The organism is Paraburkholderia sp. RL18-085-BIA-A, from assembly GCF_046027075.1.
Lineage (GTDB): Bacteria > Pseudomonadota > Gammaproteobacteria > Burkholderiales > Burkholderiaceae > Paraburkholderia.
On the sequence record NZ_JARESU010000021.1, the window covers coordinates 100,375 to 118,095 of the forward strand.

A 17,721-nucleotide genomic window follows, 5' to 3' on the forward strand; every position below is an offset into this window, starting at 1 on the left:
CATGCAATGAATTTGCATAATGAACGGTTCCGATCTTTCTCACTTGTCCTTGTTCGTGCGCGTCGCCCAGGAGCAGAGTTTCACCGCCGCCGCACAAGCGCTGGGCATGTCCAATTCGGCGGCCAGCTACGTCATCCGTCAGCTGGAAAAACAGGTCGGCACCAAGCTCTTCAATCGGACAACGCGCAGTGTCAGCCTCACCGAGGCGGGCCACGCGTTTCTCACCCGAATCCAGCCGTTGCTTGAGCAACTGGATCTCGCCTTCAGCGAAATTGGCCGCGCATCGAGCGATACGGCGGGCACGCTGCGGCTGAACGTGCCGCCCTCGGCGATCTCGCTGGTTATCACCCCCATCCTGAAGGAGTTCCTTAGGGCCTACCCCGATATCAACGTCGACGTCATGGCTGAAAACAGTCTCGTCGATATCGCCAGCAAGGGCTACGACGCGGGCATTCGATACGACAACGTGCTCACGCAGGACATGGTGGCGATACCGCTCGTGACCAACATGCGGTTCTGCATTGTGGCGTCGCCTGCGTATCTCGAAGGCAAAGCCATTCCCGCGCATCCGAGAGATCTGCTCGCACACGAGTGCACCAACTACCGGAGCGCCGACACGAACGCGCTCTATCGCTGGGAATTCCAGAAGGGCGACGAGAGGATTCGCATCGCCGTCGCAGGACGCATCGCGACCAACGACAACGACCTGCTTTTGCAGTCCGCGTTCGACGGCTTCGGCTTTAGTTACCTTCAATACCGCGCGGCGGAGCCGCATATCCGCGCCGGCCGGCTGGTGAGCGCGCTTGACGACTGGGTTCCGAGGGCAGCGCTCTACCTCTACTACTACAATCCCGGCGGCATGCCGCGCAAGCTGCGTGCTTTCATCGACTTCGCACGCGCCCGCCTGAAATAACGCGCGGGCCGCGGTATCGAGGTGCCGGCCGACTTGATGAACAGGGTCAATGTCGAGGCAGGCGCGCGAATCTATTAATCGACCTGCGCGCAATGTCATGGCGCGCCGGGCGTCCCACTGAGCCAAGGCATCCTGCCGCTCGCACCGGCGCTGCTGGGCGCGAATCGGCGCAACAATCCGCAACTGATGTACTGGGTGATCAAGAATGGCGTCAAGATGACCGCCATGCCCGCATTAGGCAAGACGCAGGACGATCAGACGATCTGGCAGCTCGCCGCGTTTCTCTACAAGGCGCGCGGCATCAATGCGTACGACTACGCGGCGCTCACGTCCCCGAGCGCCGGAAATTGACGTGCCCCCAGGAAGCCCGGCTGTGGCGGCGGTGTGGCAAAACGTTCAGTTATGCATAGAGGATACAGCCGTTGCGCTTGCGGTGTTCGCGTCGCCCAGTTGCGATATGTGCGCCTGGATGAAGCCGGCGGTATCACTAAGCGCACGGCGCGCTTCGGGAATGAGGCCTGGAAACAGCTGCCACTGGTGCACCATGCCGGGCCATACCTCGACCGAAACGGCGACGTCGTCCATCGCGGCGACGCGCGCGGTGCGCAGACTGTCGTCGAGCAGGATCTCGCGCGAGCCGACCTGCAACAGCAGCGGCGGCAGGCCGTGCAGATCGGCGAATAGCGGCGATGCGTCCGGGTTGCGCGGATCGCCGCCGTGCATGTAGACGCGCGTCACGTCGATGAGGCCGTCGCGGGTGAGCAGCGGATCGCGCTTCGCGTTCTCAAGCGTCGAGTTGCCTGATGCGCTCAGGTCCATGATCGGGCTCATCGCAACCATCGACGATGGCAGCGGCAGATGCGCCGCGCGCAGCCGCAAGGCCAGTTCCAGCATGAGGTTACCGCCGGCCGACTCACCGGCAAGAGCGATCCGCGAAGGGGCGTAGCCCTGCTTGAGCAGCCATGCGTAGCTCGCGAAGGCATCGTCGATCTGCGCGGGATAGACTGCTTCGGGCATGCGCCGGTAATCGATCAGCAGTACGTCAGCGCCAGCATCCTTCGCGAGCGTGGCGGCAAGCACGCGGTGGCTATCGCTGGAGCCGCTGTAGAAGCCGCCGCCGTGCAGATAGAGAATCACGCCGCGCTCACGCGCGACGGGTGAGCCTGATGCGCCGTGGGGCGAGATCCATTTGCCGGGCACGCCGTCCGCGTCGATTTCGCGTACCGTCACGCCGTCCGGCAGCGGGAACCTCGCCATCAATTTCTCGAACGCCGCGCGGCGATCGAGAAAGCCATGTGTGCCGACGAGCGAGTCCTGGCGCATGGCGACGACGTTGGCGACGGCGGCGATATCTGCGCTGCTGGACGCTGTCGTGTACTGCGCGTGCGCGTCATTCCAGACGCAGGTGAAAAAGGCTGTGGCCAGCAGCGCGGAAGCCAGTGGTGATTTCGGGATGCGCATTGGAAGCGAGTCGTACAGGATGCAGGGTGGGTCGAACTGCGGCGCGGTTAGGCGCCGCGGTGTTTTGCAGAAGAAAGGCGGGCACGCGATCAGCGCGTGGCGATAGTCACCAGTTCGGGCTGCAGATAGCCGCGCATGGCTTCGAGGCCGCCGTCCGATCCATAGCCGCTGTCCTTCACGCCGCCGAACGGTGTTTCGGCATACGCGATCGCGGTGTGGTTGATGCCAAGCATGCCGGTTTGCACGCCCACGGTAATCTTCGCAATGTCGTTCGCCGAGTCGCTGAATGCGTAGGCGGCGAGACCGAAGGGCAGGCGGTTGGCTTCTTCGAGCGCCTGGTCCAGCGCGTTGTAGCGCGTCAGTATTGCAATGGGGCCGAAGGGTTCTTCGTTCATCAGCGCGCTTTCGATGCCGGGCTCCTCGATTACCGTCGGCTCGAAAAAGTGGCCCGGCCGGTCGATCGCGTTGCCGCCCGCGAGCACCTTGCCACCGTATTGCCTCGCGTCCTCGACGAGCCGCTTCATCGCCGCGAGCCTGCGCTCGTTGTTGAGCGGGCCCATCTTCGTCGCGGGATCCAGGCCATCGCCGACAACCACGCTGTGCACATTGTCGAGAAACTCCGCCGTGAAGCGCTCGTAGATGGAATCGGCAATCAGAATGCGCGTCGGCGAAATGCAGACCTGTCCACAGTTCGCATACTTGGCCTGCACGATTGCTTTCGCCGCCATCGGCAGATCGGCGCTCGGTGTGACGATCACGGGTGCGTGACCGCCCAGCTCCATCGTGGCGCGCTTCATATGCTGACCTGCAAGCGACGCCAGATGTTTGCCGACAGGCACCGAGCCGGTAAAGGAGATCTTCTTGATTGCCGGATGCGGCACGAGGTACGACGAAATTTCGGCGGGTGCGCCGAACACCATATTCACCACACCCTGCAGCACGCCTGCGTCGGCAAAGCATCGCACAAGCCCGGACGTGCAGACAGGCGCTTCCTCGGGCGGCTTGATGATGACGGTGCAACCGGCGGCCAGTGCCGCAGAGATCTTGCGGGCCACCTGGGTCAGCGGAAAATTCCACGGCGCGAACGATGCCACGGGACCGACAGGCACCTGAATGACGTGCTGCTGGATATCGGGGTGCCTGCCGGGAACGATGCGGCCATAGGTTCGCCGACCTTCCTCGGCGAACCAGTCGATGATCTGCGCAGCGAGCTCGGCTTCGAGCCGCGATTCGGAGAGCGGCTTGCCCTGTTCGACGGTCATCGCGCGGCTGATGTCCTCGGCACGCTCGCGAAAGAGCGCTGCGGCGCGCCGCAGGATATTCGAGCGTTCGAGCGCCGGTGTGCGGCTCCACGCTGTGAACGCGTGCAAGGCCGCGCGGGCCGCGCGCTCCAGATCGGCCTCGGTGGCGACAGCGACGCGCCCGATGACGTCCAGGGTCGCCGGATTGCGGTTCTCGAGCCATTCGTCGCCGGCGCCGCTCGTCCATGCGCCATCGATGAAAAGATCGACATCGCGCGTCGTATGAGATGGCAGCGTCATGTCACACCTCCGCGGGTTGCAGGGCGCTCACGTGCGCCGGGCTATTGGGGCTGGCGGTCAGGCCGCCGTCCACGACGAACTCCGCGCCGGTGATGTGGCGCGCTTCGTCGGAGGCGAGGAACAGCACCGAGTTGGCGACGTCCTCCGGCTCGGCGATGCGGCCGAGCGGGCTGACCATCCTGCCGAGGTCGTCCACCGTAGCCCCCGCCTTCTGCGCGCCATATTCGGCGATGGCCGTACGCACGAAACCCGGAAACACCGCGTTGACCCGCACCTGGTCATAGGCATATTCGATTGCGACCGTCCTGCTCATGATCCGCACCGCCGCCTTGCTGGCGGCATATGCCGTGCGTCCGGCGATGCCGGTGAGCGCGTTGGTCGAGGACATGTTGACGATCGCCCCGCCATGCGCTTTCGCCATGAGTGGCCCGAACGCTCGCATGCCCAGAAAGACGCCCTTGGCGTTCACGTTCATCATGCGGTCCCATTCGTCGACGGTCGTCTGGGCGAGAGGACGGATGAGATATACTCCGGCGTTATTCACAAGTATGTCCGGTGTCCTGTACTGGTCGACCGTCCACGCTGCCACTTCATGCCACTGTTCCTCGGAAGTGGTATCGAGCGTCCTGAACGCTCCTGTGCCTCCCTTGCTCCTGATTTCGTCAATGACGCCTGCGCCGCCATCGGCATTCAGGTCGGTCGCGATCACGGTCGCGCCCTCGGCGGCCAGCCGCAGACTGATGGCACGGCCAATCCCCGACGCCGCTCCGGTCACCACCGCTACCTTGTTACTCAAACGCATGAGACTCTCCTGATCGTGAAATTCCCGGGTGAGAAGATTCATTATATGGATAAAGATACCATAAAATGGTGGTTGCGTAGATTGAGACGCGACTTGCTATCGAAGATGGAGGAACACACACGTGCCTAAACTCGCAACCGGTCAGACGTTGCGGTCCGCAGAGCGTATGCTCGACGTCCTCAAGATCTTTTCGACCGATGAAGCCGCGCTGACGATGTCGGAGATCACCGCGCGGCTCGATCTGGCGCCCAGCACCGTGCGGCGTATCCTGGACGCGCTGGAGAGCAAGGGGTTCGTGAGGCAGGATCCGCGGACCGGAAAGTATTCCCCCTTCGTCGAGATCGTCCGGCTGGCGGCTGTGGCGGTGCAGGGCAACGACCTCATATCGGCCGCCAGCCAGCCGCTTGACGATTTGCGGGACAAGACGGGCGAGAACGTCCAGTTGACCGTGCTCATCGAAAATGACGTCGTGTTCGTCGATCGCCGCGTGACGAATCAGACGATCAAGATTTTCAGCCCGATCGGCTATCGCCGCCCGCCCTGGGACGGGCGCGCCTCAGGACAGGTCCTGCTCGCGTGGCTACCCGAGAATCAGGTCGAGGGCCTGCTGCCGACGGCGTCGCAATGGCGTCCGGGGCACGTCGCGGCGCTCGCCAGCCCGAAGGCGTTCCTGAAGCTGCTGGTGGACGTGCGCGAAAAGGGCTACGCGATCAACGACGAGTTCACGGAGCGGGACGTGTGGGCGGTCGCGGCGCCCATCCGTGACCACACGCGGCAGGTCATCGCCGCGGTGAGCATTCCCGTGCTGAAGTCGCGTGCGAGTGATCCGAAGCGCGTCGAGGAGCTGGTCGACGCAGTGGTCGGGGCGGGCCGGGAAATCTCCCGCCGGCTAAGCTATTTCGAGTAAGCGCTTGAGCCGCCACCGGGGGATGGAGTGCTTCCGGATGCGGTCTACGTCGACCAGACGTTCGCGTCGGGATAGAGAATGGCGCCTTCATAACGCAGCGCCGGATCGTGGTCGCGCGCGAGCAGCAGCGGTCCGTCGAGATGCACGACCTCCGCGGCCTGCGCGAGCACGATGCCGGGCGCCATCGACAGCGAGGAGGCGACCATGCACCCGACCATGATTTTCAGGCCGGCCGCGCGCGCCGCGTCGGCCAGTGCGAGACCTTCGGTCAATCCGCCGGTCTTGTCGAGCTTGATGTTGGCGAACGCGTACTTCCTCCTGATGTCGTCCACCGACCGCAGATCGCGGCACGACTCGTCGGCCGCGAGCGGAACCGGGCTCGCGTAGCCCAGCAGAGCCTCGTCGGCGCCGGCCGGCAGCGGCTGCTCCAGCAACTCTAAGCCTAGCCTTGCGAATTCCGGCAGGAAGGCGTCCAGGTGCCTAGGCTGCCACGACTCATTGGCGTCCGCCATCAGCCGCGCTCGCGGCGCCGCCTCGCGCACCGCGAGCACGCGCTCGAGGTCTCCGTCGCCACCGAGCTTCAGCTTTAGCAGCGGGTAATGCGCGAACTCGAGCGCTTTCTCTGCCATCTCCCGCGGTTCCCCGAGGCTCAGCGTAAATGCGGTAAGCACCGGCCGGAGCGGCGCGGCGAGTCCGGCAAACGCCGCTACGGTGTGACCGCTCATGCGGCTGCGCAAGTCCCACAGCGCGCAGTCTATGGCGTTGCGCGCCGAGCCGGGTGGCAGTAGCTGCTGCAACGTCCGCAGGTCGATCCCTTCCTCGATCGCCGGCCGCGCCGATTCGATCTGCGCGGCGACGCTCTCTATGGTCTCGCCGTAACGGCCATAGGGTACGCACTCTCCGCTGCCAACGGCATCGCCCTCCCTGATGCTGACGACGATCGACTCGGCGACCGTCTTCGAGCCTCGGCTGATGCGGAATACGCCACGAATCGGCAGCGTGCGGTGTTGCTGTTCCAGAGTCCTGCGCTTCATCTCACTCTCCTCTTGTTCGCAAAATAGTTTGACACAGCTAAGATTGAACCATATTATGGATTCGTAGAACATATTATGGTTTCGCCAGATGACTATCGATTCGAAAGCGGATGCGGACAAACCGACCCGGAGGAGCAAACTGACGAGCCTCACCGACGCCATGACGCGTGTCGAGGCAGGGCAACTCGTCGCACTCGGTGGCTTGTGGTTTCATAACAATCCGTGCGCGGCAGTGAGAGAGCTTGCGCGGCGCAAGATCCGCGATCTGCGGATCGTCGCGGCACCGCCGTCGAGCTACGCGGTCGATCTGCTGATCGGCGCAGGTTGCGTGTCGCACGCGACCGTGGGGCATGTCTCCTTCGAGCATCTCGGTTTCGCGCCGAATTTTCGGCGCGCGGCGCAGGAGGGCGCTGTGCGTATCGTCGATGCCGACGAGGCCACAATCCTCGGCGGTCTCATGGCGACCGTCGAGCATCTCGACTCACATCCGGTGACGTCCGTGAAGGGCACTGATATCTGCAGGTCGCCCGCCGCGCCGCGCAACCGGGACGCTGTTGTGGCGCCGCTCGCGATGCGCCCGGACGTGTGCATCCTGCACGCGCAGGAAGCCGACAGGTACGGCAACGTAAGAAGTCTGGGCACGCCGTTTTGCGACCCGCTCTTTGCGAAGGCGTCGCAGTACGTGATCGTCACCGTCGACCGGATCGTGGACAACGATTCGATTCGCACGCAGCCGCATCGCACCACGATTCCTGGTTATCTCGTCGACGCCGTCGTCGAGGCGCCGTTTGGCGCGCATCCGTGCTCCAGCCACGGCGTCCACGTGCACGACGAAGCGTATATCCGGTCGTACATCAAGGCGGGCGCGAGCGCCGACACGTGGAATCGCGATTTTCTTGCTCCGTACGTCGAAGCGCCCACGTCGCTCGAAGACTATGTTGACCGTGTGGGTGGCGCGACGCGGATTCTTGAGCTTTCGGAAGTGGTCCGATGAACGGCTACAGCAACGACGAGTTGATGACGGTCCTGCTGGCCCGCGAATTGAGAAACGAAGATCTCGCCGTCACAGGGGCCAGCTCGCTGGTGCCGGTCGCCGCGTGTCTGCTCGCGCAAATAATGCACGCGCCCGACTTGACGCTCATCACGCCGGCGGGCGTCGTCAATCCCGCGCCATCGAGGCTCTATCGATCCGCCTCGGATGGGCGGTGGGTGGAAGGCGCCGAAGCGATTGGGACTGCTTATGACCTCTTCGAAATGTCGGAGAACGGCAGGCTTGACGTGATGTTTTATGGCGGCGTCCAGATCGACCGGCGCGGCAACATCAATCTGACCGGCACGGGTTATGGCGCAGACGGGCGTCCCCAGTTTCGTGGGCCAGGCCTGGCGAATACGTCGTTTGCCGTCGTGTCGAAGCGCATCCTGCTGTTCAGCGCGGCCCATACCCCGCGGACGTTCGTGGAGAAAGTGGAATTCCTCACGGCGGCCGGACATCTGAACGGTCCCGGCGACCGGGAAAGGCTCGGCATAACGACTGAAGGACCGGTAGTGTGCGTCACGCCGCTCGTAACGTTCGAATTCGACGCCGAAAAATGCATGCAGGTCCGCTCGATCCATCCCGGCGTCGACCCAGATGACGTCGTCAGGAACACAGGCTTTCCGTTGCACCCGGCGTCATGGCCTCGCACGGATGCTCCCACATCGGAGGAACTGACGATGCTGCGCAGATTCGTCGATCCCAGCGGAGAATTGTCGGTCTGAGCGCCGCTGCCGGAACTGGATAAAGCACGGAACACTCGGTAAAACACCATGAATCATAAAACTTGCTTGAAGGGATTGCGCGTGATCGATTTCACGCGCGTTGTGGCGGGCCCGTATTCGACGTCGATTCTCGGCGATCTCGGTGCGGACGTGATCAAGATCGAACGGCCTGGAACCGGCGACGACAGTCGCGGCTGGGGGCCGCCGTTCGTGGGCGAAGTCAGCTCCTATTTCCTGGGGCTCAACCGGAATCGCCGCAGCATCGCGATTGATCTGCAGACCGCGGAAGGCATAGAGATCGCCAAGCGGTTGGTCGCCGACGCAGATGTGATCGTCGAAAGTTTCCGGCCTGGCGTGATGGATCGTCTCGGCCTCGGTTACGAAGAGCTGAAAAAGACGAATCCCGGCCTGATCTACTGCGCGATTTCCGCGTTCGGGCAGAGCGGGCCGTACAAGGAACGGCCCGGCTATGATCTGATGATTTCCGCGCTCGGCGGATTGATGGGCGTGACCGGCAACGCGGACGGCGAGCCGGTCAAAACCGGCGTGGCGCTGATCGACGTGTCGACCGGGCTGCATGCCGCCATTGGTGTGCTGGCCGCGCTTCATCACCGCACCGTGACGGGCGAAGGGCAGCGCGTCGACGCGTCCTTGCTGAGCACCGAGTTGGCCATTCTGATCAATGTCGCCAGCGAATATCTCATTGGCGGGAGCATCGCGAAGCCGCAAGGCTCCGGGCACGCGAACGTGGCGCCGTATCAGGCGTTTCCGACCGAAGATGGCTGGGTGCTGATGGGCTCGCCCAACGACAAGCTGTTCCGGAAAACGTGCGATGCACTGGGCAAGCCCGAATGGAAGGACGATCCGCGCTTCCTCACGAACGGCGACAGAGTGGTGCACAAGCCGGAACTCGTCGGCATGATCAGCGCCATCACTCGCACCCAGAAGACGAGCTACTGGGTAGACCTGCTTTCGGCGACGGGCGCGCCGGTCGCGCCGATCAACAAGATGGATGCGGTTTTCGAGGATCCACAGGTCAGGCATCTGGATCAGGTCGCCTATGTCGAGCATCCGCTGTACGGCCGGTATCCCGTGGTGACGTCGGGCCTGCGGTTTTCCGCGACGCCGCCGGTCGTCGGTCCAGCCGCCCCGAGGCTCGGCGAACATACCTTCGATGTTCTCGAAGCCGAGCTGGGCATGAGCGCGCGTGAAATCGAGCAGTTGATCGAAAGCGGCGTCGTGGAGTACAGACCTGCCACGGGCAACGCAGTCGGAGCAATGGAATAGGTTGCCCCATCAACGGGACTGGCTTGACCGATCATGGCGCACATGATGCGTGGCGCCCCGATAAGAATATTGGCAACGGTGTTGTCATGCAAGGAAGGTGGAGACGAGACATGAGTACTTTGAACGATTCGATTCATACGAGAGCGGAGCGCGAGGTCGAGGAGAGCCTGGCGCACGATCCGGCGCGCCGGCGCCGCATTGTCATCGGCGCGGGCATCGGCACCGCGATCGAGTATTACGATTTCACGATCTACGCCTTTCTCGCGACGACGATCGCGCAGGTTTTCTTTCCGAAGTCCGATCCGACCGCGGGCCTGCTCTCCACGTTCGCCATCTTTGCGGCGTCGTTCTTTCTGCGGCCGTTCGGTGGCATCGTCATCGGCCACCTCGCGGACAGGCTGGGCCGGCGCAAGGCGCTGACGCTGTCCGTCGCGGGCATGGTCGCTGCGAGCGTTCTCATCGGCTTCATTCCGTCATACGAAGCGCTTGGCGTGGCGGCGCCCGTGATACTCGTGCTCCTGCGTTGCGTTCAGGCGTTTTCCGCAGGCGGCGAATTGGGCACGGCCGCCTCCTATGTGGCGGAGCAATCGCCGATAGAACGACGCGGCTACCTCACTGGCTTCGTCAATCTGGGAACGGTCTCGGGCACGCTGCTCGCGTCGTTCAGCGTGGCGCTCACGCGGGCTTTCGTTGCGGAGACAGATTTCGCAACGTGGGGCTGGCGCATTCCTTTTCTCGTTTCGCTGCCGCTCGGTCTCATCGCATTGTTCGTGCGCCTGCGCATGGAGGAGTCGGTCGCGTTCGAGGAAATCGCCAAGGAAAAGGAAATCAAGCGAGCGCCTGCGCTCGGCGTGCTCAAGGCGCGGCCCACCGCCGTTCTCGTGGTGATCGCGCTGGCTTTGACGTCGAACGCGAGCTACTGGACCGTGTTCACTTATCTGAGCACGCTGCTTCAGACCCAGCACGTGGTGGATGCGAAAACAGCGGCATGGGCGACCACGGCGACGCTCGTGCTCGCGGCCGTATCGATGCCGTTCTGGTCGCGTCTTTCCGACCGCTTCGGCCGCAAGAAGATCATGGTTCTGCTTAACGGGCTGTTCGTTGTGAGCGCGTATCCGCTCTTCACGCTCGCAACGCATAGCGCGGTCGTGGGCATCGCCGTGCAACTCGTCCTCGGACAGATCACCGCATGCTATCTGGCGAATCTGCTTGCGACGCTCGCAGAAACGCTGCCTGCTTCGATGCGTGTCAGCGGCTTCGCGCTCGGCTACAACATCGCTTCGATTCTCGCGGGCGGCTCGGCGGGCTATATCGCGACCTGGCTCGTGGCCAGCACCGGAAACCCGGCATCACCTGCGTTCTTTGTGATGAGCGCGACTGGCGTCGCGTTCGTCGCCTCCGTCCTGATGCGCGAGACCGCGAATCGTCCGTTGCTTCTGGACGTCTGACGCCGGGCGCGAGCGTAGCAGTCTTACAACAATGCAGGAAACAGCGGGTTCGACTAGTCCATATCGATCCGTTCGCAATACGTTTATTTAAGATAACTTATTATGAAGCCATTCGATTCGCTTCCCGTGCAACGCGATGAAGGCGGTTTGCGCATGCTGGAGGGCATTCGCGTACTCGATCTGACGACCTCGATCGCGGGCCCCTACGCGACCCAATTGCTCGCGGACATGGGCGCGGAAGTGCTGAAGATCGAGAAGCCCGGCGCGGGCGACGACACACGGGCATGGGGGCCGCCGTTTCTCGGCACGCAGTCGCTCTGGTTCCTGAGCGTCAACCGGAACAAGGAAAGCATGACCCTCGATATTCGCCAGCCGGAGGGACGGAATATCGTCGATCGGCTCGTTGAGGAAAGCGACGTCATCGTGCTCAACATGGTCCCGGGCGTGCAGGCGAAGCTAGGACTCGACGAAGCGCGGCTGCGTACGATCAACGAGCGCCTGATCCACGTCTCGCTGACGGGCTTCGGTCTCACGGGCACGCGCGCGGACTCGCCGTGCTACGACCTCATTGCGGAAGGTTATTCGAGCGTGATGGACCTGACCGGCGAGCCCGATAGCGGCCCGCAAAAAGTCGGCACGCCTGCGGCGGACCTGCTCGCGGGGCAGGACGTCGCGCTCGCGACCCTGGCGGCGATCATCGAGCGGCAGCGTACCGGTACCGGCAAGGCGATCGACGTCTCGATGGTGGAAAGCATGGTCCGCTTCATGTCGCCGCGCATCGTGCCTTGGCTCGGGAGCGGCGAGGCGGTGACGCGATCGGGCGGGCGCGATTCCGTCATCGCGATCTATCAGGTGTTCGGTACTGCGGACGAGCCGATCACGCTCGGCCTCGGCAACGATGTGATCTGGCAGCGCTTCTGGCAGGCGGTCGAGCATCCCGCGTACGGCCAGCAAGCGCGTTTCGCCACGAACGCCGCACGCAGAGAGCGGCGCGCGGAAATTGTGGCCGAGGTCAGCCGCATTCTGCTGGCGCGTCCCCGCGCGCACTGGCTTGCACTTTTCGAATCACACCGGATTCCCTCGGGACCGATCAACCGTGTCGAACAGGTCGTGGCCGATGAAGTGCTGCGTGGAAAAGGCATGTTTTACGCGGTCGAGGCCGCGGATGGGCTCGTTCCCCAGGTGGGTCTGGGTATTCGCTTCGACGGCGTCAGCAACGTTCACCGACGGCCGCCGCCCGAGCTCGGCCGCGACACGCAAAGCGTGTTGCGGCAGCGTCTCGGGATGGCCGAAGAGGACGTTGCCCGTCTCGTCGCGGCAAAGATCATTTGATGGAGGTTTCCATGGCTTACGAAGAGATTCTGTATGAAGAAGATGGCCCGATCGGGACCATCACGCTCAATCGTCCGGACGACGGCAACATGTTCACCGAGCGCATGTGCCATGAGATCCGCGACTGCATCAACGACATTCGCCGCGAGACGCGCACGCGCGTCATCGTGCTCACCGGGGCGGGCGAGAAATTCTTCTGCACGGGCGGTCGCAAGGATGGCATGCAGGACTCGAAGCTCTATGCCGGCGTGCTGCCGGTGCTCGAAATGTACGAAAACATCGACCGTCTGCAGAAGCCCGTGATCGCATCGGTTAATGGCTTCGCGGTGGGCGGGGGCAACGTGCTGCAGGTCGTTTGCGATCTCACGATCGCGAAGGAAAGCGCGATCTTCCGCCAGGTAGGACCGATGGTCGGTAGCTTCGACGCCGGGTACGGCACGTGGTACCTCGAAGATCTCGTGGGCAAGAAGCGCGCGAAGGAAATCTGGTATCGCAACCAGAAGATCACGGCGGGTGAAGCGCTCGAAATGGGTCTCATCAACAAGGTGGTGCCGGATGGCGAGCTGAAGAGCGCGACGCGGGAATATGCGCTCGAAATCGCCGAGCGCGGCGCATTCGCGCTCGCCTCGATCAAAGGCGCTTTCAATGCGCGGCATGGTGGCGTCGCGGGACTTTCGCGAGTGACGCACGATCTGCTGCTGCGTGCCTACATCGGCAGCGAAGAACAGGATGAACTCGCGCAGTCGTTCGCCGAGCGCCGTTCTCCCGACGCGGGCCGCTTCGGTCATTGAAGGGGCGAGGCATGAGCGTCGAACTTTCATTCCGTGAGGACGTCGCATTCCTCACACTGAATCGCCCGCAGGCGCTCAACGCGCTCAGCTTTGGCGTTCTGCGCGAGATCTCCAGCGCGATCGACGAAGTCAAGGCGTCCGGCGCAAGCGCGCTGGTCGTCTCGGGACATGGCGAAAAGGCGTTTTGCGCGGGTGCGGATATCAAGGAGTTGACCGCGCGCTGTCTGGTGGAGCAACGACAGGGAGCGAGCTTCGGGCAGTCCGTGTTTTGCAAGCTCGATGAACTGTCGATCCCGTCGATCGCCGTCGTCAAAGGTTACGCGTTTGGCGGCGGCCTTGAGCTTGCGCTGGCGTGCACCTTCCGCGTGGCGATGCGATCCGCGAAGATGGGGTTGCCGGAGATCAAGTTGGGCCTGATTCCGGGCTACGGCGGGACGCAACGCCTGCCGCGCATCGTCGGTCCTGCGCGTGCGCTGGAGCTCATCATGTCGGGCAAGACGATTGACGCCGAGGAAGCCGAACGGATCGGGCTCGTCAGCTGCGTCGTGGATGAGGGCGATCCCCATCAGATTGGCGAAGCGTTCAGCCGCCAGTTCACGGGACACAGCAAGATCGCCTTGATGCTGGCGAAGCAGGCCGTCCAACGGGCATTCGATTCCGTGCTCGAAGAGGGGCTGCGTATCGAAGCGGACCTCTCGACGTTGGCCTACCAGACCAACGACGCCGACGAAGGCATGCGCGCGTTCATCGAAAAGCGCAAACCGACATTCAGGGATTGGTGAGCGCCGCGCGCAAGCGCATGCAAACAACCTAGGTGGAGTAGACGTGACAAAAGTGAATACAGTAACAGTCGCGGGTAGCGGCACGATGGGCACCGGAATCGCCATCGTGGCGGCAAGGGCGGGATTTCGCACGATCGTGTTCGATGCGCGCGAGGATGCGCTCGATCGCGCCCGGCAGCAAACCGAGGCATTCCTTAATAAATCTGTGGCGCGCGGCAAGCTCAGCGCGGAAGAGGTCGAATCGATTCTCGCGCGATGGTCGTCCACCACGAGGCTCGAGGACCTCGCGTCGAGCGACGTGGTCATCGAGGCGGTGTTCGAGGATTTGCGCGTCAAGCACGAACTTTTTTCCGCGCTCGACGCGATCTGCAAGCCCACGACGATCTTCGCCTCGAATACCTCGACGATCTCCATTACCGAAATCGCAGGCGGCTCGGGCCGGCCCGATCGCTTCGTCGGCATGCATTTCTGCCTGCCCGCGCAATTGATGAAACTGGTCGAAATGTCGCCCGGCCTCGCGACCAGTGACGACACCTGGCAGCGCGCGTGGGACTTCACCGTGCAACTCGGCCAGAAGCCGGTGAAAACGAACGATACGCCGGGGTTTATCCTCAACTATTTCCTCATCCCCTATAACAACGACGCGATTCGTCTCGTGGAAGCAGGCGTTGCGGAACCGGCGGAAATCGACAAGGCCATCAAGACGGCGCTGGGCTATCCGATGGGTCCGCTCGAACTGCTCGATCTGATCGGCATGGACACGCAGCGTCTGCTAAGCGAGGCGATGCACGGCTTGACCAACGAGGATCGGGCCGCGTGCCCGCCGCTCGTGAAGCGCATGATTGCGGCCGGCTGGCTCGGCAAAAAAACGGGCCGTGGATTCCACCAGTACACCGACACGAAGATGTTTGGAGCCTGAGATGAGCTATCGCATCAAATGGGCCGGCGCGAGCCGGTCGTTTCCCGAGCGCCACGCGTTCCTCGACAACGCGTCAGCCGAAGGCGACTGCCTGGTCTATCTGGGCGAGTGCGCGGGCAAGGAGTACGTCGCTGATCGTGCCAGCCTTCGCACAGACACGATTGTCGCGATCGAACTGAAGGACGAGTGTCTTGGCGTTTATACGGACGAAGCCGAGGCGTTGCTCGACGCGCAGCGCGCATCGAAGCGGGTGTTCGGCTTCGCGCGCTTTCGGCTCGGCAAAGCAGCGCCCACGCAATTGATCGAACTCGTCGTGCCGCGCGAGCATGACGAGGTGGCCCTGCAGGCGCTCAAGGCGCTCTTCGAGAATGCGGGCTTCGTCGTGGCCATCTGCAACGACTTTCCGGGCCGCATTGTCAACTACCTGATTCGCCCTTATTACAATGCCGTGCTGCGCCGCTACGATGAGAAGCTCGCCACCGCCGAGGATCTCGACACGACGCTGAAGATGGGACTGGGCTACCCGGAAGGCCCGCTTGCGCTGCTCGATCGAACCGGTCTCGCGGAACACGCGGAAACCTCGCAGGCGCTCTATGAAGCGCTGGGCGACTCGTCGTTCGCGCCGGCGCGACTTGCCGCGAATGCGAGGCTCGCCGCGAAGAGCAACGCATAGCGGGCAGGCCCGAGCCGCCGGAACCTGGCCAGAACTGGTAAACCCGAAATATATCTGATGAAAGAAGACTTCATGACGCACGCGCTCGGCATCGTCGGGTCCGGTGCGATGGGCCGCGGTATCGCGCAAATCTCCGCGCTGGCCGGCATCGACGTGCATCTCTACGACATAAGTCGCAATGCGGTCGAAACGGCGCGCGTGCATTTGAGCGACACGCTCGCGATGCTCGCCGGAAAAGGCCGCATTACTACCGCTGCAGCAGCCGAAGCCGCCGCGAGAATCAAGCCTGCGGATTCGCTCGAGGCACTGAAAGACTGCGACGTCATCGTTGAGGCTATCGCGGAGAATCTGGAGGCAAAGCGGGCGCTGTTCAAGCTGCTCGACGCGATGGTGCGCGACGCGTGCATTCTTGCGTCCAATACGTCGTCGCTGTCTATTACCGCGATCGCCGCGGCTTGTTCGAAGCCCGAGCGGGTCGCCGGCTTCCATTTCTTCAACCCCGTGCCGGTGATGAAGGTCATCGAGGTTGTCGATGGTCTGCGGGCGCGCGTTCGACGGGTGACCGGCTTGTTCAGCTCGCGCATCGGCTTGGCCACACGCCGGTGCGCGCGAAAGACATGCCTGGGTTTATCGTCAATCACGCCGGACGCGCGATGAATACGGAAGGGCTGCGCATCGTCGGGGAAGGCATTGCGGACTTCGCCGATATCGATCGCATCATGCGGGAGCAGGCCGGATTCAGGCTCGGACCGTTCGAGCTCATGGATCTCACGTCGCTCGACGTCTCGCATCCCGTCATGGAGTCGATCTATCAGCAATTCTATGAAGAGCCGCGATTCCGGCCTTCGCCTTTGACGGCGATTCGTCTTAGCGGCGGCCTGGTCGGGAAAAAGACTGGTGAGGGCTTTTACAAGTACGTGGATGGCAAGCCGGTACCGCCGCCAGAAGCCGGAATCGCGGCGGACCTTCCGGAGCGGATCTGGGTGAGTTCCCGCGATGCCGCAGCGCGCACGCAGATAGCCGGTTTGATTTCGGCGGCCGGAATCACGATGGAGAAAGGTGAGCGGCCGTCCGAACATGCGTTGATTATCGTGGCGCCACTCGGCAAGGACGCCACGACGGCCGCGATCGAAGAGGGACTCGACGCGACGAGGGTCGTCGCGCTCGATTGCCTGCCTCGTGTCGGCGAGTGCTCGCGCCGCACGCTGATGACTACGCCAGTCACCGAAGCGCGGTTCCGTGAAACGGCCCGCGCGCTTTTCGCACACGACGGCTCAGCCGTGACGATGATTCGCGATTCCAATGGATTCGTGGCCCAGCGCATGGTGGCGAGCATCGTCAATATCGGGTGCGATATCGCTCAGCAGAGAATTGCGTCGCCGGAGGACATCGATCGCGCCGTCACGCTCGGGCTGGGCTATCCGAAAGGTCCCCTGGCGCTGGGCGACGCGATCGGGGCGGCCAGAATTCTGGAGATCCTGAACAATATGCAAGGCGCGCTTGGCGATCCGCGATATCGCCCTTCGCCCTGGCTAATGCGGCGCGCGCAACTCGGGGCATCGTTGACGCACGAGGACACCTGAGCGCGACAGAACTCAAGCGAAAGGCATCAAGCGGCGGCTCTGGTGCAAATAGGTGATTTTGACGAGACGCATCCTATCGATATGGATACCTTATTGATTAAAACAGGACGGCATTCCAGACAACGGGCGCAGTGGTATCCTTGATCCTGAGAATCGAGAGATTGAACTGCCCCTTGCGAATGCGATGCATCAACTCGATGCCTGAAATGGTGATCGCGGCACTTCTGACCCGTTTGAAGCCGAGCATCACGTTTGTTCTGGACTTGATGTTTCGATGGTCCTGTTCGATCAGATTATTCAAATACTTTGAGGATCGAACCGTCGTATCCTCGGGCAGCAGGCCGTCGACCTTCATTTCACGCACCGCACGGTGCGAGGCCGCATAACCATCGAGCGTAATGGTCTTCGGTGGCTGGCCTTGATGTTTGATGGCCTTGCTGAAAAAGGCTTTGGCCGCCTTCATGGGCTGTGGTGCAAATTGCGGGCGCAA

The 17,721-nt window shown here is 62.8% G+C and carries 16 protein-coding genes and 2 pseudogenes; 13 read left to right on the forward strand and 5 right to left on the reverse strand.

The annotated features are described in order from the left end of the window. Positions 1 to 19 precede the first annotated feature (19 nt). Entirely contained in the window at positions 20 to 913 is an 894-nt protein-coding gene (locus P0D89_RS17030) for a LysR family transcriptional regulator (RefSeq protein WP_408361167.1), read from the forward strand. 93 nt (positions 914 to 1,006) lie between these two features. Then, positions 1,007 to 1,264: pseudogene (locus tag P0D89_RS17035) on the forward strand (c-type cytochrome); the annotation flags it as partial. 45 nt (positions 1,265 to 1,309) lie between these two features. Here the strand turns inward: P0D89_RS17035 and P0D89_RS17040 are convergent. From P0D89_RS17040 to P0D89_RS17050, 3 genes are all read right to left on the reverse strand, one after another. Then, on the reverse strand, positions 1,310 to 2,374 hold the full coding sequence (locus P0D89_RS17040; RefSeq protein WP_408361165.1) for an alpha/beta hydrolase: 1,065 nt from the start codon (positions 2,372 to 2,374) through the stop codon (positions 1,310 to 1,312). A gap of 89 nt (positions 2,375 to 2,463) precedes the next feature. Then, complete coding sequence (locus tag P0D89_RS17045) at positions 2,464 to 3,915, reverse strand: NAD-dependent succinate-semialdehyde dehydrogenase (protein ID WP_408361163.1); 1,452 nt, start codon at positions 3,913 to 3,915, stop codon at positions 2,464 to 2,466. A 1-nt stretch (position 3,916) separates the two neighbouring features. Then, positions 3,917 to 4,717 (reverse strand): SDR family NAD(P)-dependent oxidoreductase, encoded by an 801-nt coding sequence (locus P0D89_RS17050; RefSeq protein ID WP_408361160.1) that lies wholly within the window; start codon positions 4,715 to 4,717, stop codon positions 3,917 to 3,919. Positions 4,718 to 4,883: 166 nt separating this feature from the next. Between P0D89_RS17050 and P0D89_RS17055 the strand changes: the two genes are divergently transcribed. Then, entirely contained in the window at positions 4,884 to 5,624 is a 741-nt protein-coding gene (locus tag P0D89_RS17055; protein ID WP_408361158.1) for an IclR family transcriptional regulator, read from the forward strand. 44 nt (positions 5,625 to 5,668) lie between these two features. Here the strand turns inward: P0D89_RS17055 and dgcA are convergent, their stop codons facing one another. Then, the gene (gene dgcA, locus P0D89_RS17060; protein WP_408361156.1) at positions 5,669 to 6,730 is read right to left on the reverse strand and encodes an N-acetyl-D-Glu racemase DgcA; all 1,062 of its coding nucleotides are present in this window, start codon (positions 6,728 to 6,730) and stop codon (positions 5,669 to 5,671) included. A gap of 16 nt (positions 6,731 to 6,746) precedes the next feature. On the opposite strand from dgcA, the gene P0D89_RS17065 reads away from it, so the two are divergent. From P0D89_RS17065 to P0D89_RS17110, 10 genes and pseudogenes are all read left to right on the forward strand, one after another. Further along, positions 6,747 to 7,652, forward strand: coding sequence for a CoA transferase subunit A (locus P0D89_RS17065; RefSeq protein WP_408361154.1), 906 nt, complete (start codon positions 6,747 to 6,749; stop codon positions 7,650 to 7,652). Then, positions 7,649 to 8,416, forward strand: coding sequence for a CoA-transferase subunit beta (locus P0D89_RS17070; RefSeq protein ID WP_408361152.1), 768 nt, complete (start codon positions 7,649 to 7,651; stop codon positions 8,414 to 8,416). Before P0D89_RS17065 ends, P0D89_RS17070 begins: the two co-directional genes overlap by 4 nt. 48 nt (positions 8,417 to 8,464) lie before the next feature. Then, complete coding sequence (locus P0D89_RS17075; RefSeq protein ID WP_408361150.1) at positions 8,465 to 9,703, forward strand: CaiB/BaiF CoA transferase family protein; 1,239 nt, start codon at positions 8,465 to 8,467, stop codon at positions 9,701 to 9,703. 110 nt (positions 9,704 to 9,813) lie between these two features. Further along, a complete protein-coding gene (locus tag P0D89_RS17080) occupies positions 9,814 to 11,151 on the forward strand; it encodes an MFS transporter (RefSeq protein WP_408361148.1) in 1,338 nt (445 codons plus the stop codon). A gap of 102 nt (positions 11,152 to 11,253) precedes the next feature. Next, on the forward strand, positions 11,254 to 12,483 hold the full coding sequence (locus tag P0D89_RS17085) for a CaiB/BaiF CoA transferase family protein (protein ID WP_408361146.1): 1,230 nt from the start codon (positions 11,254 to 11,256) through the stop codon (positions 12,481 to 12,483). A gap of 11 nt (positions 12,484 to 12,494) precedes the next feature. Further along, positions 12,495 to 13,274, forward strand: a complete 780-nt coding sequence (locus tag P0D89_RS17090) for an enoyl-CoA hydratase-related protein (protein WP_408361144.1) — start codon at positions 12,495 to 12,497, stop codon at positions 13,272 to 13,274. A gap of 11 nt (positions 13,275 to 13,285) precedes the next feature. Further along, the gene (locus P0D89_RS17095; protein ID WP_408361142.1) at positions 13,286 to 14,056 is read left to right on the forward strand and encodes an enoyl-CoA hydratase/isomerase family protein; all 771 of its coding nucleotides are present in this window, start codon (positions 13,286 to 13,288) and stop codon (positions 14,054 to 14,056) included. Between the two features lie 43 nt (positions 14,057 to 14,099). Next, positions 14,100 to 14,975, forward strand: coding sequence for a 3-hydroxyacyl-CoA dehydrogenase family protein (locus tag P0D89_RS17100; RefSeq protein WP_408361140.1), 876 nt, complete (start codon positions 14,100 to 14,102; stop codon positions 14,973 to 14,975). Between the two features lies 1 nt (position 14,976). Continuing rightward, complete coding sequence (locus tag P0D89_RS17105) at positions 14,977 to 15,648, forward strand: 3-hydroxyacyl-CoA dehydrogenase family protein (protein ID WP_408361138.1); 672 nt, start codon at positions 14,977 to 14,979, stop codon at positions 15,646 to 15,648. Positions 15,649 to 15,705: 57 nt separating this feature from the next. Continuing rightward, a pseudogene (locus tag P0D89_RS17110) lies at positions 15,706 to 17,231 on the forward strand (3-hydroxyacyl-CoA dehydrogenase). A gap of 97 nt (positions 17,232 to 17,328) precedes the next feature. Here P0D89_RS17110 and P0D89_RS17115 read toward each other — a convergent pair. Further along, a partial coding sequence (locus P0D89_RS17115) for a DDE-type integrase/transposase/recombinase (RefSeq protein WP_408376925.1) occupies positions 17,329 to 17,721 on the reverse strand: 393 nt, incomplete at its 5' end.

Bases quoted from the DNA above. Each gene is read 5' to 3' on its own strand.
- P0D89_RS17030 (WP_408361167.1), top strand. From the start codon at position 20: ATGAACGGTTCCGATCTTTCTCACTTGTCCTTGTTCGTGCGCGTCGCC.
- P0D89_RS17040 (WP_408361165.1), bottom strand. From the start codon at position 2,374: ATGCGCATCCCGAAATCACCACTGGCTTCCGCGCTGCTGGCCACAGCC.
- P0D89_RS17045 (WP_408361163.1), bottom strand. From the start codon at position 3,915: ATGACGCTGCCATCTCATACGACGCGCGATGTCGATCTTTTCATCGAT.
- P0D89_RS17050 (WP_408361160.1), bottom strand. From the start codon at position 4,717: ATGCGTTTGAGTAACAAGGTAGCGGTGGTGACCGGAGCGGCGTCGGGG.
- P0D89_RS17055 (WP_408361158.1), top strand. From the start codon at position 4,884: ATGCTCGACGTCCTCAAGATCTTTTCGACCGATGAAGCCGCGCTGACG.
- dgcA (WP_408361156.1), bottom strand. From the start codon at position 6,730: ATGTTCTACGAATCCATAATATGGTTCAATCTTAGCTGTGTCAAACTA.
- P0D89_RS17065 (WP_408361154.1), top strand. From the start codon at position 6,747: ATGACTATCGATTCGAAAGCGGATGCGGACAAACCGACCCGGAGGAGC.
- P0D89_RS17070 (WP_408361152.1), top strand. From the start codon at position 7,649: ATGAACGGCTACAGCAACGACGAGTTGATGACGGTCCTGCTGGCCCGC.
- P0D89_RS17075 (WP_408361150.1), top strand. From the start codon at position 8,465: ATGAATCATAAAACTTGCTTGAAGGGATTGCGCGTGATCGATTTCACG.
- P0D89_RS17080 (WP_408361148.1), top strand. From the start codon at position 9,814: ATGAGTACTTTGAACGATTCGATTCATACGAGAGCGGAGCGCGAGGTC.
- P0D89_RS17085 (WP_408361146.1), top strand. From the start codon at position 11,254: ATGAAGCCATTCGATTCGCTTCCCGTGCAACGCGATGAAGGCGGTTTG.
- P0D89_RS17090 (WP_408361144.1), top strand. From the start codon at position 12,495: ATGGCTTACGAAGAGATTCTGTATGAAGAAGATGGCCCGATCGGGACC.
- P0D89_RS17095 (WP_408361142.1), top strand. From the start codon at position 13,286: ATGAGCGTCGAACTTTCATTCCGTGAGGACGTCGCATTCCTCACACTG.
- P0D89_RS17105 (WP_408361138.1), top strand. From the start codon at position 14,977: ATGAGCTATCGCATCAAATGGGCCGGCGCGAGCCGGTCGTTTCCCGAG.